The sequence below is a fragment of the Mesorhizobium sp. M7A.F.Ce.TU.012.03.2.1 genome, from assembly GCF_004006095.1.
In the GTDB taxonomy this organism is placed as follows: domain Bacteria; phylum Pseudomonadota; class Alphaproteobacteria; order Rhizobiales; family Rhizobiaceae; genus Mesorhizobium.
In genome coordinates this window covers 4195969-4213268 of record NZ_CP034779.1, presented here as the reverse complement: position 1 = coordinate 4213268, position 17300 = coordinate 4195969, and the positions used below count along the sequence as shown (strand labels likewise).

Sequence of the window (17300 nt, the reverse complement as noted above, 5' to 3'; positions counted from 1 at the left end):
GCTTGGTCTTTGCCGCGTTTTCATGCTACGCAAATTTTTGACCGATTGGACAAACGTTAGCACCGCCCTGTCGGCGGTCAAGGGATTACTAGCGGAAATGCGGCACCTGAAGTGCGTTCCACAGGCTAGGGAAAAACTGGTCCAGAGAATTGGTCCAGATGACCCTCAACGCGAGGGCTGGCAACGGTGACCACGGACGCCCCTCGTCGCACCCGCATCCAGCAGGAAAAGCGCGAACTCATCCTGGAGGCGGCGCTCGAGGTTTTCTCGACCAACGGTTTTCGTGGCTCGACCATTGACCAGATCGCCGAAGCCGCCGGCATGTCGAAGCCGAACCTGCTCTATTATTTCCGCCGCAAGGAAGACATCCACGAGACGCTGATGCAGCGCCTGCTCGACACCTGGCTGGCGCCGCTGCGTGAACTCGATGACATCGGCGACCCCTTGACCGAATTGCGCAGCTACATCAGGCGCAAGCTGGAGATGGCACGCGACTTTCCGCGCGAGAGCCGGCTGTTCGCCAACGAGATCCTGCAAGGCGCGCCGCGCATCATGCCGCTGCTGGCGGGCGAACTGAAAACGCTGGTCGACGAGAAGGCGACCGTCATCAAGGGCTGGATGCGCGCCGGCAAGATCGCCAAGACCGATCCGTGGCACCTGATCTTCTCGATCTGGGCGACGACGCAGCACTACGCCGATTTCGACGTCCAGGTCCGGGCCGTGCTCGGGCCGAACCGCGGCGGCGACGGCCGCTTCGAGGATGCGGCAAGGTTTCTCGAACAATTGTTCTTGGATGGGCTGAAGCCGAAGACCTGACGCTTCAGGCGCTGCGCCGCTCAACCGGCAGCGCGTCCAGCAATGTCTGCAGCTTGGCGACCGAGTTCTGCTCGGCGAGCGGCGTGTAGACGATCAGCTTCATGTCGGAGCCATCGCCGATCGACAGGCTCATATGCTCGAAGATCATGGCGCCCGCGCTCGGGTGCCGGACATGCTTCACCCCCGACAACCGGTGCGCGACGTCGCGCTGCGGCCACCAGGCGCGAAATTCGGGGCTCGAACGCGTCATCAACTCGATCAGCCGCTCGAAATCCGGATCGCCGACATAACGCGCACTCGCGGCCCGGAAGGAGGCCAGCACGGTGCGCGCCAGTTGCTCCCAGTCGACCAGCAGGCGCCGGTGGTGCGGGCTCGTGAACACCATGTGGACGATGTTGCGGGCGTCACCCTCCAGCAAGCCATAGTCGCCGAACACCGCGACGGCAGCCGGGTTCCAGGCCAGCACATCCCAGCGCCGCCCGACAACATAGGCCGGCTGCAGCACCAGGCTCTGCAGCATGTGCAGCAAGGGGCCGTCGACTTTTTCCGGCGCCACGGCACGGCGCTCCGGCTGCTGGCGGTCGGCGAGGATGAACAGATGCTGTTTTTCGGCGGCGTCGAGGCGCAGTGCTTCGGCAAGTGCCGTCAGCACCTCGACCGAGGGCCTGACCTCCCGCCCCTGCTCCAGCCATGTGTACCAGGTGGTGCCGACACCGGCGATCATCGCCACCTCCTCGCGGCGCAAGCCCGGCGTACGCCGCCTGAGACCGGTGGCGATGCCGGTGGCCGAGGGCGTCAGCCTTTCGCGGCGCGAGCGCAGGAAGGCGCCGAGTTCGCGCCGGCGGCTGTCTTCAGCCGAATGTGTGGGGGCAGCGTGGGGTTGGGACTCCATGCGAGTATTATAGCAGTATTGATACCAGGATAAAGTTTGAACTGTTTGGCCCGCGCCAACTGTCCCATCTTCGGTTCAGAGCAACAGAACGGAGGCTCTGAACATGGAACTCAAAGACAAGACGATCCTCATCACCGGCTCTACCGATGGCGTCGGCCGGGTCGTCGCGCAACGGCTCGGCGCCGCGGGCGCCCGTGTGCTGGTGCATGGCCGCGATGCGACGCGCGGCAAGGCTGTTGTCACCGGGATCGAAGCGACCGGCGGCAGGGCGGAGCTTCTGGTCGCCGACCTCTCGTCGCTGGCCGAAGTGCGCCGGCTTGCCGGAGCCGTGCGCGCCCGGACGGATCGGCTCGACATCCTCGTCAACAATGCCGGAATCGGCACAGCGGGCCAAGGTGCCAAAAGGCAGGTCAGCGCCGACGGCTACGAACTGCGCTTCGCGGTCAACTACCTCGCCGGTTTCCTGCTGACATCGGAGCTTCTGTCGTTGCTGAAGGCGAGTGCGCCGGCCCGCATCGTCAATGTCGCCTCTGCGGGGCAGCAGGCGATCGATTTCAGCGATGTCATGCTGACCCGCTCCTATGACGGCGTGCGTGCCTATTGCCAGAGCAAGCTGGCGCAGATCCTGTTCACCGTCGACCTTGCGGAGCAGCTGAAAGGCACCGGCGTCACCGTCAACGCGCTGCATCCGGCGAGCTATATGAACACCACCATGGTCCGGCAAGCAGGCGTGACGCCGTGGAGCTCGGTCGAGACCGGTGCCGAGGCCATCCTCAACCTCGCCGCCTTACCCGCGCTCGACGGGAAAAGCGGCCTCTATTTCGACGGCCTGCGGGAATCCCGCGCCGATACCCAGGCCTATGACGCCAAGGCAAGGCAACGTCTGCGAGCCTTGAGCCTTGATCTCATCGGCACGGCCTCCCCCACATCGAAGGAAGACCATTCATGACCAAGACAATCGAACACACCGTCATCATCGGCGGCTCGTCCGGCATCGGCCTGGCGACGGCGCGAAAACTGCTTGGCCCGGGCATGAAGGTGACCATCACCGGGCGCAACGAGGACAAACTGAAGAGCGCTTGGAAAAGCCTTGGCAGCGCTGCCGGGAAGGCTGCTTTCGACACCGCGAAGCCGGATGAGGTCCGCCAGTTTTTCCAGAGCCTCGGTCCTTTCGACCATCTGGTGCTGGCGGCCAGCGGCGGCAAGGGCCTCGGCCCCTTCCCGACGCTTGACCTGAGCGACATCGGCAGCGGCGTCGAGGAAAAGGTCCGCCCGCAGCTGTCCTGCCTGCAGGCCGCCTTGCCGACGCTGAACAAGGTCGGATCGGTCACCTTTATCTCGGCGGTGTCGGCGCAACTCGCGACGCCCGGCGTCGCCGGTATCGCCGCCATCAACGGCATGCTGTTGACTGTGGTGCCGATCCTGGCCCTGGAACTGAAGCCGCTGCGCGTTAATGTCGTGGCGCCGGGCGTCATCGACACGCCCTGGTGGGATTTTCTGGCCGAAGAGCAGAGGCAAACGATCTTTGCCGACTATGCCGGCAAGACCCCGGTCGGCCGCGTCGGTCGGGCCGAAGACGTGGCCGACGCAATCGCCTTCCTCGTCTCCAACGGCTTCATGACCGGCCAGGTGCTGACCTGCGACGGCGGCCTGAGATTTGCGGCATAGGAACAGCGACTATCGGGCTCCGACGGGACCTTAATTGGCCTTCTTTGGAACGCGGTCGTTCTCGTCCGCGGGCCTGTCGCCTGCCGGTGTTGCCGAAACAGGCTTTTCCGGCACATGGGAATAGTCAGATGTATCCGCCCCATACATCTTGTTGTCGATCGCCTCTTGCCAGCTGTAGTCCGCGTCGGACGGTGAAACGTCGGCGATCTCATGGCGGGAGGAGCGAGCGTGAAGCCAGTTCGGGGTGATCTCTCGAACCAATTGTGCAAAGCGTCCCATCGAAACCGTTCCTTTCCTTGTCCTTTCCAGGAGGCGCGATCACGGTTGCGTCGGCTGCACCTAGAGTTGACCTCTCAGCCAGGCCAGCGTCTCGGCAACGCCGGCCAGCCCGTACTGCGCGGTCGTTTGCGCCGGTGGTTTGACCCGTATCGATATGCCGCCGGCATCATTGATCGTTTCGAAGCCGTTTTCGTCCGACGTGTCGTCGCCCAGGAAGACCGGGCGGCGACCTGCGAATGGCGCAATCTCCATGAAACGCCGGATCGCGGCACCCTTGGCCGCCTCCAGCGGCAGCAATTCCACTCCGGCGTTGCCGGCAACCACCCGGTAGCCCTTTGGCAGGCCGGCCAGCGCCTGCTCGACGAGCTGCGTCGCGCGCGGAAGCAGATGCGGGGCGGCGCGCGTGTGGATGGCCAGCACCCGTCCCTTGCGCTCGATATACGCCCCACGACCGAGCTCGGCCTCGATCTCGTCGGCAAGGGCTGCGATATCCGCCGGCTCGTCCGCGATCTCGACGTCGTCGTCCGGCAGGAGCCGATGTTCCAGGCCATAGAGCCCGGCGGCGCGCAGTTTCAAAGGCTGAAACAGATGATCGACGGCCGAAACGGACCGGCCCGTGATGAACGCCAACGCCCCGTTCAGCTTGCGGTCCAGGCCTTGCAGCAAGGAGCGAAGCTCGTCGCTGACCGAGACTGCGTCCGGGTGCTCGGCATGTTCCAGCAACGTGCCGTCGATGTCGAGGAACAATGCCCATTCGCCGGCCAGCACAGGCTGCGGTTTCTCCATGACGGCCTGCGGCTTTTGCAGGGTCTCGCCGATCATCTTCTGCAGCGTATCGCTCATGACATCGCCATCCGTCTGCGCTCAAAGATGGAGACGACATTGTCGACGCTGGGCGGCGGGTCGCCGGCGGCACCGGTTACCCGATCGAGGTCTCCGCGCTTGCGCAAACGCGCCGCATCCAGAAGCATGCTGCCGGCCCAGCGATAGACGTTGTTGTTGCGGATCGTCTCGCGCATGGGTCGCATGCGCTCGCGCTGTTCTTCGGGCGCCATGGTCAATGCCTGCAACAGCGCTCCGCTCATCATGGCGGCATCGTAAGGGTTGACGATCAGCGCCTCCAGCAATTCGCGCGAGGCGCCGGCGAATGTGCTGAGCATCAAAACACCCTGCTCGTCGTCGCGCGCGGCGACGAATTCCTTTGCGACGAGGTTCATGCCGTCATGCAGGCTGGTGACCATGCATATGTCGGCGGCCCGATAGATCTCGTAAACCTGTTCCTGCGAGTGATGTTCGGCCACCATGATCACCGGCCTGTAGCCCTCGCTGCCATAACGCCGGTTGAGCTCTTCGGCATAACGGTGGCACTCGTCATGGAGCAATTTGTAGGCCGGCAGCGTGCCGCGGCTGGGTGCCGCGACCTGCAGGAAGACAAGTTTTCCGATCCATTCAGGCTGTCGCTTGAACAATTCGTTCAAAGCGTGAAACCGATCAAGAATGCCTTTGGTGTAATCGAGGCGCTCGACCCCGACGGCCAGCTTCACATCAGCTTTAAGGCCGAACCTCTCGCGCATGCGAGCGCGGCAATCGTCGACATCGGGAAGTTTCGCCAGCAGGTCCGCCGGCCATTCTATCGAGATGGGATAGGCGTGCACCAATGTGGTCCGTCCGCCGTAGGAGATGGCCGCATCGGCCCGCTCGATGCGGCTTTCCAGGAAGCGATCGACGCTTTCGGTGAAATTGTTGGCGTGGAACTGGGTGTGGAAGCCGATGATCGAACTGCCGAGCAGCCCTTCGAGGATGCGTTCACGCCAGGGACAGATGCTGTACACTTCCGAGTTCGGCCACGGGATATGCCAGAAAGTGATGACGATCGCCTCCGGCAGGCGCTCGCGGATCATGCGCGGCAGCAGCGCGAAATGGTAGTCCTGGACCAGCACGATCGGCCGCTCGTTGCGGGCCTCGGCAACCACCGTATCGGCAAACTTGCGGTTGACGGCTTCATAGGCAGCCCAGTCCGAAGCGCGAAAAATCGGCCGGGTGAAGGCGATATGGCAAAGCGGCCAAAGGCCCTCATTGGCGAAACCGAGATAATAGCCCTGGTGCTCTTCCTCCGTCAGCCAGACTCGGCGCAGCGTGTAGGACGGGTTGCCAGGCGGCACCTGCACACGATCGTGGTTGTCGACGGTGAGGCGGTCCGCCGTTCCGCCGCCATAGGCGATCCAGGTGCCGGCACAGGCGCGGGTAATGGGCTCGAGCGCCGACACCAGTCCGCTGGCCGGGACGAGCAACTCGACGCCGTCGCCCTTCACATTGTGGATGTACGGTTCGCGATTGGACACCACGATGACCTGCGCATCGGGCAGATCGTCGGCCAGGATCTTGCGCAATGTTTCGGGCGACCAGGTCACCAGCGCGGCATCGGCCGATTGGCCATTCTTTTCGAACTCCCGTATCACCTTGCGCGCGGCTTCCGCGGCCACATCTTCACCTGCCGTATGTGCGACCGCGGGTGGATGACGGCGACGGTGCCGCGATATGGAGAGGAAAACGGCAAGAGCGGAAAAACCGAGGCTCGCGAAGATCAGAACCCAGAGCAGGTCCGCACCGTAGTTTGTCATTGAATGTCAACTCACCCCGGCCGTCGGCGACCGTTTGTTCGTGTTCCCGTTTGAAATGGTCCGCCGACCACGTGGTCAGCGTTCGGACCTATTTTTGCAACGCACAAAGCTCGGATCGGTTCCGGCAATTTTGTTCGGATCATGTCCTTACGATGAGCGGCACCAGCCCTTCATGGCGGTCGGCAAGGAAAGCGACGACCCGGTCACCGACGCGCTGGAAGGTGAGATCGACGACCCGGTCGCCGACGCCCAGGTGCCGCAGTGTCAGCGTATCGATGCCGATCGGCAGTCTCGGGCGGGTGACGCGGATTTCGCCATCCCAGCCGTCGATCTCCAGGCCAAGGCAGGCCTGCATCAGCATGAAGGCGGATCCCGCCGACCACGCTTGCGGCAGGCAAGCGACGGGATAGGCGATGGGTGCTTCGCCCGGCGCGCGTGTAAACCCGCAGAACAGTTCGGGCAGCCGCATGTTGAAATGGACCGCGGATTCGAATGTGCCGCTCATCAGGCGAACCACGCTTTCACGCTCGCCATAATGCGCCAGGCCGGCACCGCATATGGCGGTGTCGTGCGGCCAGATCGCGCCATTGTGGTACGACATCGGGTTAAAGAACACCGCATCGTCGGCAAGCGTCCTCAGCCCCCAGCCGGAATGGAAGGAGGCGGAAAGCAGCTGGTCGGCGACCATCTGTGCCCGCGCCGGCTCAGGCAATCCGACAAAGAGCAGATGCCCGGCATTCGAGGTCCGCACCTTGCAGGGCTCGCCGGCACCGTCGATCGCGAGGGCATAGAAGCCGAGATCGTCAAGCCAGAAATCGCGTTCCACCGCCACCCGCATCGCCTCGGCGCGGTCCTCCCAGTGATCGGCTTTGTCGTCCTCGCCACGGCGGCGGGCAAGCTTGGCCAGCCCGCGGAAGGCGGCAAAGACATAGCCCTGCACTTCGACCAGGGCTATCGGGCCCTTGGGAATGCGGCCATCGGCATGGAAGACCGAATCGAAACTGTCCTTCCATCCCTGGTTTGCGAGGCCGGACTCGGCCGCTCGCTGGTAAGTCACGAATCCGGTCTCCTGGCCCGCCTCCTCCGTCCATTCGGCCGCCGCGCACAGCGAAGGCCACAGGCCGTCGATGAATGCCATGTCACCGGTACGATCGGCGTAGGCGCAAGCAAGATAGATGTAGAGCGGTGTCGTATCGACGCCACCGTAGTAGCGGCCGAAGGGAAGCTCCCGCAGCGCCACCATTTCGCCTTTGCGGGTCTCGTGCATGATCTTGCCCGGCTGCGAATCGCTGAACGGCGATGTCTCGGTCGCCTGATGCTGGGCCAGAAAGGCCAACACGCCCCGCGCCAGGCCGGGATTGAGCCACAGCATCTGCAGCGCCGAGATGACGCCGTCACGACCGAACGCCGTCGAGAACCATGGGATGCCGGCATAGGGATAGGGGCCGGTCGCCAGTTCGGTGGTCAGCAGCGCGACATCGGCGCGGGCGCGCTCGACCCAATCGTTGAAGACACGGCCCGAGCTGCGCACCGTCGCGCCATGACGACGTTTGGCCCGCATGCCAAAGCGGGCGCGGGCGGCAGCGGCGCGGAACCGGTCGCGGTCGGGCTTGTCGGCCACCTCGGGACCGACCTCGACATAAAGCACCTTCCTGCTGCGCTTGGTCACGGCGATCAGGAAATCGGCACGGTTGGCTGTCAGTTGGTCCGGCGCCTGCGAGAACGATATCGCAGAGAGGCGGGCCAGGCCGTCGAGCCCGTCATAGCGCAGCAGGACCGACGTCGCGTCTGTCTCGGCGGCATGGGCCAGCCCGCGCTTCAGCCGTGTCGACCCCCGCACTTCGAACATGTCGCGGAAATCGGCGGAATAGTGCAGGGAGACGCTGATCGTCGAATGTTCCCGGCTGTAATTGGAAAGGGTGATGCGTTCGAACAGCCTGTCCTGCCAGAGCAGCCTGACGCGTTCGATGTGGATGGCTCCCTGCGGGATGTCGCGTCCGCCGGCGCTCTGTATCGGCAGATTGGTCAAATTGGTGGTGAACAGCACATTGTCCTGGCTGAGTGAGGCGCCAAGCAGCGATGTCTGCCTGCCGCCGACGGTCAGCCGGAACTCGGAAAGAACCCGTGTGTCGTCGCGAAAGAAACCGTCGCCGGCTCCGCGTATGTCGCCATAGGCGTCGGCAACCGCGAAGCAATCGCCCTGCTTGAGCGCAAACAGCCGATGCGGCTCGCGAGGGGCGGTGGCGTCGAGCGATGCAAGCGCAACCGCGGGATCGAGCTGGCGCTCATCGAGTTGGGCCATTCGTCAAAGATCCCTGTTGTTTCGTTGTCGTGGCTCGAGCACGTCGTTGCTCAAGACGCCTTCGCCTCGGTCGGGACGCCGATCAGGCGCGCATAGGCGGCCAGATAGTCGCCGGCCATTCTTCGAGCGGAAAAACGCTTTTCAAAAACGGCCCTCACCTTGCGCCTGTCGAGCTGCAGCAAAGCAGGCACCGCGGCGACCGCGCCATCCAGCGTGTCAGCGATGAAACCGGTCACGCCTTGATCGATGATCTCGGGCAGCGCACCGCAATTCCAGGCGATCACCGGCGTACCGCAGGCCATGGCCTCGATGGCGGCGAGCCCGAACGGCTCCGGCCAGTCGATCGGGAACAGCAGGCCGGCCGCCTTGCCGAGAAATTCCACCTTCTGGTCCTCCTCGATCTCGCCGACATAGACGATGCGATCGCCGTCGATCAACGGTTCGACCACCTCGTGGAAATAGGCGCGGTCGTCGTCGCCGATCTTTGCCGCAAGCTTCAGCTTGAGCCCCGACCGCAAGGCGATCTCGATGGCGCGGTCCGGGCGCTTGTCGCGTGAGAACCGGCCGAGGAAGGCAAGGTAGGGTTCTTCCGCCGTCGTCTCGAAAGTCGGTTCGTAGAGAGTGGTCGGCAGCCCGTGATGGATCGTCGCCAGCCAATTGGCCTTGGCAAGGCCCGCCTTCTGGCTGTGCGAAATGGAAATCAGGGGAAAACGCGGAAACCGTTCATAGGCCGGCGCCAGGTCCACATAATCCAGCCTGCCATGCGGCGTCGTCACCGTGCGGTCGGCGAGATCCTCGAAGAAGGAAAAGTGCAGGAAATGGCTGAGGTGGAAGTGGATGACATCGAACTCCGACGCCCGGTCCCTCACCTGCGCAAGCATCGAAAGATGCGCAGCGATCTCGGATTTGAGCGGACGCGGATCGAGGCGCAGCGCGCGTTCCCGGCTGGCTACCAGCGTCGCGGAAGTCTGGCTGTCGCCACTGGCGAACAGCGTCACCTCATGGCCCAGATCGACCAGCGCTTCGGTTAGATACGAGACGATGCGCTCGGTGCCGCCATAGAGCCTTGGCGGCACCGATTCATAAAGCGGCGCGACATGGGCGATTTTCATATTCCATCCTGGATGCTGGGCATGCAGGTGTGAAATGCGTCAACGCCTCGATTGGTTCCGATTTTATGATCGAGCCGTCGGCACCAGAGGCCGCAGTCGGCATGCAACTGTGCGTCAAACGGATTGCGCGATCAGGGTCAGAAAGCCACCGCTCAGGGCGACATTGCCGACGAAGCCATTGATGCGGGACGCACGGTCCGGACCCTGATGGTCCCAGAAATTGTGGAACATCGGCGTGGCGACGATGAGGAACAGCAGCAGCACCGCGGCCGCGAGTGCCGTCCACAATCCTGCGATGACCAGCACGCCGGCGGCGATCTGAAGCACGATGCCGAGCCACAGCGCCAATCTTGCCTGCGGCACACCGCGCGCGGCCATCATATGGGTCAGGAAGGCCGCGTTCTGGATGTTGCGCAGGCCGGCGAAGACGAAGGCGCCGCCGAGCAACAGGCGAGCGAGAAACAACAAGGTCGAAGGCAAATCGGCAGGCATCAAACGCTCCCTTGGAAAGTGGAGCGCCGTCTTTCGACGGCGCTCCCAACATAAATGGACAATCAGGCGGCCTTGGCCGCCGGCATCGGGTGAATGGCCTGGAACGGAATGCACAGCCGGTTCCAGGTGTTGATCATGCCGAGCGCAACGGACAGCTTGACCAATTCCTCTTCCGAGAAATGCTCGAGCGTCTTTGCATAGAGCTCGTCCGGCACGCCATTGTTGGCGATCAGGGTGACGGCCTCGGTCCAGGCCAAGGCGGCGCGTTCGCGCTCGGAAAACAGCGGCGATTCCTTCCAGGCTGAAACCAGGTAGAGCCGCTGCTCGGTCTCGCCGTCGCGCCTCGCCTCGCGGCTATGCATCTCGACGCAGTACGAGCAGCCATTGATCTGCGACGCTCTGAGCTTGATCAGGTGCAGCAGGCTCACCTCGAGCCCGCATTCGTCCACCGCCTTGTTGAGCGCCGACACGGCCTTCATGATCTCCGGCGCCTTGGCGAAAAATTGCAGCCTCTGTTTCATCTTCTTGTCCTTTCAAATCTGCCTGGGTTTGGGTCGGCGGGGTTAACTGGATTTCTGCGGCCGCTGGTGGCGCTCGACGAAGGCGCAGCTCGCGGCAAGCGACCTGGGATCGCCTTCTGCCGCATAGGTGGCCACGATATCGGACAGCTTGGTCTCGGCGAGCGCGGCGCGATAGGCGCGCTCGGCCTTCAGCATCGCCGCGTTGATGCCGCAGGGTTTGACATAGGCTGAAGCATCGAGCTTCACCGGACTGCGCTGGCGGATCTCGCCGCAACGGAAGGCCGGCTCGCGGCCCTCGACGGCCAGCACGATGTCGAGCAGCGTGATGCGCTCGGCCGGCCGTGCCAGCCGATAGCCACCGGAAGGCCCGGGCACCGATTCCAGGATGCGCGCGGCGCTCAGCATGTTGAGATGCTTCAGCAGATAGCTAGCCGACAGGCCAAAGGCCTCGGCGAGAGCAGCGCCAGGCATGGTGCTGTTCCCCTCCACACTCGCCAGCGTGGCAGCGCAATGGATGGCTGCCTCAACGCCCTCGCCCAGCTTCATTGGATCGGCTCCTATATCGTGGATACATAGTATCGTGGATAATTCTTATCGGCAATAGGAAAATGCAGAGCCGTCCGCTTTCGAAAAAGGAATACGTTGGTGATTGGCGAAATCGGCGATGACAGCGTCTTTCTCCCCGTCACTATACGGGGAGAAATGCCCGGCAGGGCAATGAGGGGCGGCGCCAACTTTGATATGAGGTGCGGGCGACTGGTGGGCAGATCATCCCAAAGGTCGCGCTGCCCCTCATCCGCCTGCCGGCACCTTCTCCCCGTCACTATACGGGGAGAAGAGAAGCTGCTGCGCCCTCGGCGCTCTTCTCGTGACGTGTCCCTATTCCGCAGCCACCTTGGCCATCGGATTGTTCGGGTGGGTCGTCCAGTTGGCATAGACAGGCGACACCGGCCTGCCGGTGCGCTGGTCCATCACGCCGGCTGCCAGGGGCTCCATGGTGATGCAGTTCTCGACCGGGCAGACATTGACGCAGAGATTACAGCCGACGCATTCGGCCTCGATCACCTCGAAGTGCCTGACGCCGTCGACCATGCTGGTGATCGCCTGGTGCGAAGTGTCCTCGCAGGCGATGTGGCAGCGGCCGCATTTGATGCAGGCATCCTGGTCGATACGCGCCTTGGCGACGTAGTTCAGGTTGAGATACTGCCAATCGGTCACATTGGGCGTGGCGCGGCCGACGATGTCGTTGAGCGAGGCGTGCCCCTTCTCGTCCATCCAGTTTTCGAGGCCCGCAATCATTTCCTGCACGATCTTGAAGCCATAGGTCATCGCCGCCGTGCACACCTGCACATTGCCGGCGCCGAGCGCCATGAATTCGGCCGCGTCACGCCAGGTGGTGATGCCGCCGATGCCGGAGATCGGCAGGCCGCGGGTTTCGGGATCGCGCGCGATCTCGGCCACCATGTTCATGGCGATCGGCTTCACCGCCGGGCCGCAATAGCCGCCATGCGAGCCCTTGCCGTCGATTGTCGGCTGCGGCGCGAAGCTGTCGAGGTCGACACCGGTGATCGAGTTGATGGTGTTGATCAGCGACACCGCGTCGGTGCCGCCGGCATGTGCCGCCCGTGCGGGCTTGCGCACATCGGTGATGTTGGGCGTCAGCTTGGTGATGACGGGCATGCGGGTGTTCTGCTTGCACCAGCGCACCACCATTTCGATATATTCCGGCACCTGGCCGACAGCCGCGCCCATGCCGCGCTCCGACATGCCGTGCGGGCAGCCGAAATTCAGCTCGATACCGTCGGCCTCGGTCTCCTCGACCACCGGCAGGATCGCCTTCCAGGCCTCCTCGACGCAAGGCACCATCAGCGAGACGACGATGGCGCGGTCGGGCCAGTCCTTCTTGACCTGCTTGATCTCGCGCAAATTGACCTGCAGGTCGCGGTCGGTGATCAGCTCGATGTTGTTGAGGCCGAGCAGTCGGCGGTCGGCGCCCCAGATCGCGCCATAGCGCGGGCCGTTGACGTTGACCACCGGTGGGCCTTCCTCGCCCAGCGTCTTCCACACCACGCCGCCCCAGCCGGCCTTGAAGGCGCGGATGACGTTGTAGGCCTTGTCGGTCGGCGGCGCCGAGGCAAGCCAGAACGGATTGGGCGACTTGATGCCGACGAAATTGTTTCTGATATCAGCCATGCTCATGCCCTCCCGTTCGAGGTCAGTGCCCGATTGATGCTCTCCGCAGCGTCGCGGCCCTGCGCGACCGCCGAGACGGTGAGGTCGTCGCCACCGAAGATGCAGTCGCCGCCGGCCCAGACCCTGGCAAGCGACGTGCGCCCTTCCGCATCCACCTTGATGCGGCCGGCTTCAAGATCGATCGATGCACCGCTGCCGTTGAGGGCTGCCGGCACAAAACTCTGTCCGATCGCCTTGAACACCTGGTCGGCAACGAGCGTCAGCGTCTCGCCGGTGCCGGCAAGCCTGTCGCCATTCATGGCGGTGTATTCGAGTTCGATGCCCGACACTTTGCCGCCCTCGGCGATCACCCGCTTCGGCTGCAGCCAGTGGCGGATGGTGACGCCATTGGCGGCGGCCAGATCCTGCTCGAACTCGGACGCATTCATGTGCTCCTGGCCGCGCCGGTAGCAGATCGTCACCTCCTCGGCGCCGAGCAGCTTCGACTGCACGGCCGCGTCGATGGCCGTCATGCCGCCACCGATGACGACGACGCGGCGGCCAACCGGCAGGCCGGAAAGGTCGCTGGCCTGGCGCAGCTCGGCAATGAACTCGACCGCGTTGATGACGCCGTCGGCGTCCTCGCCATCGGCACGCAGCGCATTGACGCCGCCAAGGCCCATGCCGAGAAACACCGCATCGTAATTGCGGATCAGATCCGACAGCTGATAGTCGCGGCCGAGGGCCTTGCCGTTCTGGATGTCGATGCCGCCGATCGCGGTCACGTAGTCGACTTCGGCCTGGGCGAAATCGTCGACACTCTTGTAGGCGGCGATGCCGTATTCGTTGAGGCCACCGGCCTTCGCGCGCGCCTCCAGAATGGTCACGTCATGGCCGTGGCGGGCGAGCCGGTGCGCGGCGGCAAGGCCGGCCGGCCCGGCGCCGACCACGGCGACAGTCTTGCCGGTTGGCTCGGCGCGCGGATAAAACTGCTTGTTCTCGCTCATGGCGACATCGGTGGCATAGCGCTGCAGGCGGCCGATCTGCACCGGCTTGCCTTCCGCCACTTCGCGCACGCAGACTTCTTCGCACAGCGTTTCGGTCGGGCAGACGCGGGCGCACATGCCGCCCAATATGTTCTGGTCGAAGATGGTCTTGGCCGAACCGATCGGATTGCCGGTCGAGATCTGGCGGATGAACAGCGGAATGTCGATCGAGGTCGGGCATGCGTTCATGCACGGCGCGTCGTAGCAGAAATAACAGCGGTCGGATTCGACCAGCGCCTCGTGGTGATCGAGCGGCGGATGCAGGTCGGAAAAATTATCCGCATACTGGTCGGCCGAGAGCCTGCCGCCCGCAATGCCTTCCCTGAATTGGCCTTCTGGCATCGTCAGTTCCCCCATGTTTTCTTTTGGGGAAGGCTAGCACGTTTTATTTTTTTATCAATTGGTCAATTTTCGGCGCAAGTCTCTGAAAAGGCTGGATAATAAGATGATTTTTTTACTCATGTTATCGGAGCCGAGGCTGCTTTTACAGTGCGAGCGAATGGCCGGGTTCAAGCTTTCAGCCATGAATGGTCTTGACCTCCTCTGCGACCAGCTGCTGCAGTCGCCACAGATTGCGGTCATGGATGCCGAACGCCTCGAGGTGGCTGACCGTGTTGTAGAGATATTCGGCGCCGGATCCGATATGCCCGCAGGCTCTGGCCAGCACGCTCGCCACTCTGTCCAACGGCTGGTTCAGCGACGTTCCCCTGCCCTTCACGCCGACCCAGAAGCCGAGCGCGCGCAGCTTACCTTGCGGCGTATGGACCGGCAGCCAGCGGACCGTCTCGATGCTTTCGTGGTCGCTGATCTCGCGCCGCAGCAGCCTTTCGATCTGCGCCGGCTTCTCGCCCTCCGGCAAGCGATAGATCACGCCGTTGCAGCGTCCGCCCCGCTCGAGCGCCATCATCAATCCAGGCTGCTCGGCGCTGCCGCGCCACCGCACCATGTCGAGGCAGAAGGACCGGTGCCAGCCAAAGGCCGTGGCGAGTTGTTGCTCAACCGACTCGAATTCCGGCTTCCAGATCAGCGACCCATAGGCGAACACCCATAGTGGTCCCTCATCGGCTTCATTGGACAGCCGCAAGGCAAGGTCTCGAAAGTCCTCGTCGTTCATGTCTGTCCAGCTCGGGTCCGGGCCGGGATCGGCCTCCTCCCGATGGCACAGTGCGACAAGCTCGGGCGTGAGCGACATCAAGCGCATGAACGACAACTCTTCATAGCCGTAGAGAAATCGAAAACCGCTGGGTGCGCAACCAGGGAACGCTTGGCACACACACCCATTGTTTTCCGGGCGGTGTCGGATTCCCGTCGTGAGGATCGTCCTATGATGGACGACGATCACGTATGAAAGGTGAGGAGACGGAAAATGCCAAAAGCCCCGATGCCCTTCTTCTGGTACGAATTGATGACATCAGATCTCGATGCCGCCGAGGCATTCTACACCCAAGTCATCGGCTGGACGGCGCAGCCCTTCGACAAGGCGCCCGGCATGCCGCGCTATGTCGTCATGAATGTCGGCGAACGTGGCGTCGGCGGCCTGATGACCTTGCCTGAGGATGCCGCTAAGATGGGTATGCCGCCCGCCTGGCTTGGCTATATCCACACCAGGGATGCCGACGCTGCCACGGCATCGCTGGAGAAAGCCGGCGGCACCGTTCACCGCCAGCCCGACGACATTCCGGGCGTCGGCCGCTTTGCCGTCGTCGCCGATCCGCAAGGCGCGACCTTCATGTTCCTGCAGCCGAACGGTCCCGACCAGCCTGTCGTGCCGGCCGGCACGCCGGGCCACATCGGCTGGCACGAGCTTTATACGAGCGACTGGAAAGCCGCGTTCGATTTCTATTCCGAGCAGTTCGGCTGGGTCGACGCCGGCGATTTCGACATGGGCCCGATGGGCACTTACCAGACCTTTACAGCCGGCCCCGAATCCGGCGGCGGCATCATGAACAAGCCCGAGCAGATTCCGGTCCCGGTCTGGCAGTTCTATTTCAATGTTCCGGCCATCGATGCGGCGGCCAAACGGGTGACCGACAATGGCGGCAAGATCCTGATGGGGCCGATGGAGGTCCCGGGCGGCAGCTGGATCGTCCAATGCCAGGACCCGCAGGGCGCGCATTTCGCCTTGATGGCGCCGGTCCGCTGACCGCGATCAACATCGCTGAAACAAAGCGCGGGCTTTCATCGGACTACCGATGAAGGCCTCTATCCCCTGCCTGGCGCCGTCTCATTCCGGCGCCAGCACCGCGACCTTCAGCTCAGCTTTTTTCGCGCCGCTGAACTGGACGGTGGCCGGGCCCGGTGCAAGCTTGAAGCGCACGCTCTTGCGGATGCCAGGGCATGTTTTCACGCCACTATAACCCGCCGACTTGATGGCCTGGCCGTCCTGGATGACATCGATCCAGGCCTCGCCCGAGAGACTTATCTGGATGGCTCCCTCGGATGGCACCTCCACGCTGGCGACGGCGCCAAACGTGTCCGATGCCGGCGCACGTTCCGGCGCTACCGCAAAACCGGCTTTCTCTACCGGCACCAGCGCCAGGTCCGCAGCCGCACCAACCGCCAGCGCCGCTCCGGACGGCGTTGCCGGTGCTGCGGCAAACAGGGTCTGCTCCCGCGTCACCGGCCACTTGAACGCCTCACAGCCGGCGTCCTCGGCCATGGCGAAGCTGGTGCCTGCGAGGATCGCGAAAAGGCTGATGACGACTTTTTTCATGGCAAAGGCCCCCACACATTCAGGATTGTTGTACACGCATCAATACAACCATAGAGATATTAATGCAACCTTGGCGAGAAAAATTTAATGGCAATTGGGAACATCCCAATCACCGATTGTTGACGGCAGGCCATACGAAGTGAATGGTCATTCCTGGGCGATAATCTATGGCCGGGCGGATTGAAAATGGAGTCATTATGAAGCTTTTCGAAAGCCTCTCCAGATACCAGCCGCAGGCGCTCGGCGTGTTGCGCATCATGACCGCGCTGCAGTTCATCGAGCATGGCAGCCAGAAACTGTTCAACTTCCCCGTCAGCGCCGATCACCACGCCCTTTCCGGGCTGACCATGACCGCGGCATCCTCGAATTCGCCGGCGGCATCCTGCTGGCGCTCGGCCTGTTCACGCGGCCCGTAGCCTTCCTTCTGGCCGGCGAAATGGCGATCGCCTATTTCATGGCGCACATGCCGCGCGACTTCTTCCCGGTCAACAATGGCGGCGATTCGGCGATCTCTTTCTGCTTCATCTTCCTCTATCTGGTGTTTGCCGGCGCCGGCGCCTTCGCGCTGGACAACCGCCGCAGCGCCTGACGTCTTGAAAGGGATGCGCGCTCGGGCGCGCCCTTGGAGCCACACGTTGATGGCCTGACCCTGGGCGAGATCGCACG

Annotated in this window: 17 protein-coding genes and 1 pseudogene; 5 read left to right on the top strand and 13 right to left on the bottom strand. The window is 63.3% G+C overall.

The window, feature by feature from the left end; translation table 11 throughout:
• The first annotated feature begins 186 nt into the window (after nucleotides 1–186).
• Nucleotides 187–816 carry a TetR family transcriptional regulator C-terminal domain-containing protein gene (locus tag EJ079_RS20570; protein WP_127331170.1) on the top strand — a complete coding sequence of 210 codons (630 nt, stop codon included), beginning with the start codon at nucleotides 187–189 and terminating at the stop codon, nucleotides 814–816.
• 4 nt (nucleotides 817–820) lie between these two features.
• On the opposite strand, the gene EJ079_RS20565 is transcribed toward EJ079_RS20570, so the two are convergent.
• A complete protein-coding gene (locus tag EJ079_RS20565; RefSeq protein WP_127809963.1) occupies nucleotides 821–1708 on the bottom strand; it encodes a helix-turn-helix transcriptional regulator in 888 nt (295 codons plus the stop codon).
• Between the two features lie 103 nt (nucleotides 1709–1811).
• On the opposite strand from EJ079_RS20565, the gene EJ079_RS20560 reads away from it, so the two are divergent.
• Nucleotides 1812–2657 (top strand): SDR family NAD(P)-dependent oxidoreductase, encoded by an 846-nt coding sequence (locus EJ079_RS20560; protein WP_127809962.1) that lies wholly within the window; start codon nucleotides 1812–1814, stop codon nucleotides 2655–2657.
• A complete protein-coding gene (locus EJ079_RS20555) occupies nucleotides 2654–3376 on the top strand; it encodes an SDR family oxidoreductase (RefSeq protein ID WP_127809961.1) in 723 nt (240 codons plus the stop codon). Before EJ079_RS20560 ends, EJ079_RS20555 begins: the two co-directional genes overlap by 4 nt.
• A gap of 30 nt (nucleotides 3377–3406) precedes the next feature.
• On the opposite strand, the gene EJ079_RS20550 is transcribed toward EJ079_RS20555, so the two are convergent.
• The 11 genes from EJ079_RS20550 to EJ079_RS20500 all read right to left on the bottom strand — a co-directional run bounded on the left by EJ079_RS20550 (nucleotide 3407) and on the right by EJ079_RS20500 (nucleotide 15122).
• Nucleotides 3407–3655 (bottom strand): hypothetical protein, encoded by a 249-nt coding sequence (locus EJ079_RS20550; RefSeq protein ID WP_127809960.1) that lies wholly within the window; start codon nucleotides 3653–3655, stop codon nucleotides 3407–3409.
• A 60-nt stretch (nucleotides 3656–3715) separates the two neighbouring features.
• Nucleotides 3716–4498: a trehalose-phosphatase gene (otsB, locus tag EJ079_RS20545; protein ID WP_127809959.1), complete on the bottom strand. Its 783-nt coding sequence runs from the start codon at nucleotides 4496–4498 to the stop codon at nucleotides 3716–3718.
• Complete coding sequence (locus EJ079_RS20540) at nucleotides 4495–6276, bottom strand: trehalose-6-phosphate synthase (RefSeq protein WP_127382850.1); 1782 nt, start codon at nucleotides 6274–6276, stop codon at nucleotides 4495–4497. The genes otsB and EJ079_RS20540 overlap by 4 nt, the downstream gene beginning before the upstream one ends.
• Before the next feature lie 139 nt (nucleotides 6277–6415).
• Complete coding sequence (locus EJ079_RS20535) at nucleotides 6416–8578, bottom strand: amylo-alpha-1,6-glucosidase (RefSeq protein ID WP_127809958.1); 2163 nt, start codon at nucleotides 8576–8578, stop codon at nucleotides 6416–6418.
• A 50-nt stretch (nucleotides 8579–8628) separates the two neighbouring features.
• Entirely contained in the window at nucleotides 8629–9690 is a 1062-nt protein-coding gene (locus EJ079_RS20530) for a glycosyltransferase family 4 protein (RefSeq protein ID WP_127809957.1), read from the bottom strand.
• Nucleotides 9691–9804: 114 nt separating this feature from the next.
• Nucleotides 9805–10182 (bottom strand): DoxX family protein, encoded by a 378-nt coding sequence (locus EJ079_RS20525; protein ID WP_127382848.1) that lies wholly within the window; start codon nucleotides 10180–10182, stop codon nucleotides 9805–9807.
• A 62-nt stretch (nucleotides 10183–10244) separates the two neighbouring features.
• The gene (locus EJ079_RS20520; protein ID WP_127269912.1) at nucleotides 10245–10703 is read right to left on the bottom strand and encodes a carboxymuconolactone decarboxylase family protein; all 459 of its coding nucleotides are present in this window, start codon (nucleotides 10701–10703) and stop codon (nucleotides 10245–10247) included.
• 42 nt (nucleotides 10704–10745) lie between these two features.
• Nucleotides 10746–11249: an Rrf2 family transcriptional regulator gene (locus EJ079_RS20515; RefSeq protein ID WP_127809956.1), complete on the bottom strand. Its 504-nt coding sequence runs from the start codon at nucleotides 11247–11249 to the stop codon at nucleotides 10746–10748.
• A 333-nt stretch (nucleotides 11250–11582) separates the two neighbouring features.
• Nucleotides 11583–12896, bottom strand: a complete 1314-nt coding sequence (gene preA, locus EJ079_RS20510; protein ID WP_027035003.1) for an NAD-dependent dihydropyrimidine dehydrogenase subunit PreA — start codon at nucleotides 12894–12896, stop codon at nucleotides 11583–11585.
• A 2-nt stretch (nucleotides 12897–12898) separates the two neighbouring features.
• Entirely contained in the window at nucleotides 12899–14263 is a 1365-nt protein-coding gene (locus EJ079_RS20505) for an NAD(P)-dependent oxidoreductase (RefSeq protein WP_127272618.1), read from the bottom strand.
• A gap of 175 nt (nucleotides 14264–14438) precedes the next feature.
• Entirely contained in the window at nucleotides 14439–15122 is a 684-nt protein-coding gene (locus EJ079_RS20500) for a gamma-glutamylcyclotransferase (RefSeq protein ID WP_127397545.1), read from the bottom strand.
• A 165-nt stretch (nucleotides 15123–15287) separates the two neighbouring features.
• Here EJ079_RS20500 and EJ079_RS20495 point away from each other — a divergent pair, with 165 nt between their 5' ends.
• Complete coding sequence (locus EJ079_RS20495) at nucleotides 15288–16064, top strand: VOC family protein (RefSeq protein WP_127809955.1); 777 nt, start codon at nucleotides 15288–15290, stop codon at nucleotides 16062–16064.
• Nucleotides 16065–16145: 81 nt separating this feature from the next.
• On the opposite strand, the gene EJ079_RS20490 is transcribed toward EJ079_RS20495, so the two are convergent.
• Entirely contained in the window at nucleotides 16146–16634 is a 489-nt protein-coding gene (locus EJ079_RS20490; protein WP_127399239.1) for a hypothetical protein, read from the bottom strand.
• Between the two features lie 197 nt (nucleotides 16635–16831).
• On the opposite strand from EJ079_RS20490, the pseudogene EJ079_RS20485 reads away from it, so the two are divergent.
• Nucleotides 16832–17223 (top strand): annotated as a pseudogene (locus EJ079_RS20485) (DoxX family protein).
• The last annotated feature ends 77 nt before the right edge of the window (nucleotides 17224–17300 follow it).